Below are 1,348 nucleotides of genomic sequence, written 5' to 3'. Positions count from 1 at the left end.
GGACTGATCTGGCAGTCGATGGCGAACACGCCGTGCTTGATCCCGAGGGCCTCGCGCAAGGCCCGGACGGCGGGGCCGTGGAGGAGTCTCTGGTGCATGGGAAGGAGTCTAGGCAAGCGTAGGCAAGATGCGCAACCAGAAGTGGGCAAGATGAGCAGCGTCTCGCCTGACCTGGGGGAATGCCTTCGAACTACACGGTTGGTTCTCCGACAAATCGCCCCGGCATTCACGAGACGAGGATTCGTGTTGCCAGGTGTTGCCTGTCACAGTTACCCCTATGGAGGGCTCGGAGATCCGCGCGGCGCGCAAGCGCGCTGGCCTCTCGCAGAAGGAACTGGGCAAGCGTGTTGGGGCGAGCCTGCGCACTGTGGGCAACTGGGAGCGGGGTGAGACCTCCTCCAAGGGGTCTACGGAGCGGCTCATCGAGGTGCTCCGGCCATGGCTCAAACCCGTCGAGAACGATGCTGCTCCGGTTTCAGGGCCGCGTCCCGACGTCACCCTCGACGACCTCAGCGGCCTCGTCGAGCGCGTCGCCCAGCTCGAGGACTTCCGGCGCCAGACGCAGCAACGGTTAGATGCCCTTGAGCGCCGCACCGACCCGGCCGGCCGTGATTCTGTGAGCGGTGATCGTGCAACCTTGACTGACGCGGACGCCGCTACGACGTCACACGACGTCGTAGATGACGCCTCGCAGCGCCGTGAGGGGCAGGCCACGGCCCGGGTGTCGAGGGTTGACAGCACCCCCGCACATGCCGGCGAGGACCCGCTCTGGACGGAGTACAAGGCGACGCGGAAGAAGGCGCCGACGAAGGGCGACGAGTGATCCCAGAGCTGACCGCGGGTGGGCACCTGCCGCTCGGTCGACATCACACGACGCTGGAGGCGATCGCGACGAGGTTCGTGCGCGACGACAGGTTCGCAGCCTCGGCCAGGCGCCCGCGCGTCTGGAGCGACTTCGAGCGCGCCCTGAGCGCTCTGCGCACCATCGTTCCTCCGTGCGCTGTCTGGATCGGAGGCTCGTTCGTCACGGCGAAGCTCGAACCCGACGACATCGACGTGACATGGATCCTGCCGCGGGACCGGGTCAACGCCCTCCCGGTGGGCTCGAAGGAGCGGGGGAGGCTGGGGCTCTTCGCAGGCGAGAAGCGCCTTATCGCCAAGGGGATCATGGTCGACAGCTACACCGCGTCATGGGCCCCATACGCGGACGAGGACGCGAAGCTCACGGACCTCGGATACCTGCAGATCGCGGCGCAACGCGGATACTGGGACGACTGGTGGCAGCGGCTGCGAGCAGACGGAGCCGTGTCACACCCGAGCAGTAGCGTTCCCCGTCGTGGTTACTTGG

Annotated in this window: 2 protein-coding genes; both read left to right on the top strand. The window is 66.8% G+C overall.

Annotated elements, in window-relative coordinates; all coding sequences use genetic code 11:
• Positions 1–277: 277 nt before the first annotated feature.
• Positions 278–823 (top strand): helix-turn-helix domain-containing protein, encoded by a 546-nt coding sequence (locus ABD254_RS21320; RefSeq protein WP_344251001.1) that lies wholly within the window; start codon positions 278–280, stop codon positions 821–823.
• Positions 820–1,348: DUF6932 family protein (locus ABD254_RS21315; protein WP_425553907.1), on the top strand; the 529-nt coding region annotated here is incomplete at its 3' end. The genes ABD254_RS21320 and ABD254_RS21315, both read left to right, overlap by 4 nt.

The sequence above is a fragment of the Isoptericola hypogeus genome (genome assembly GCF_039531145.1).
GTDB lineage: Bacteria > Actinomycetota > Actinomycetes > Actinomycetales > Cellulomonadaceae > Isoptericola > Isoptericola hypogeus.
Note: the sequence above shows the minus strand (reverse complement) of the source record. Positions and strands in the feature narration are given on the sequence as shown.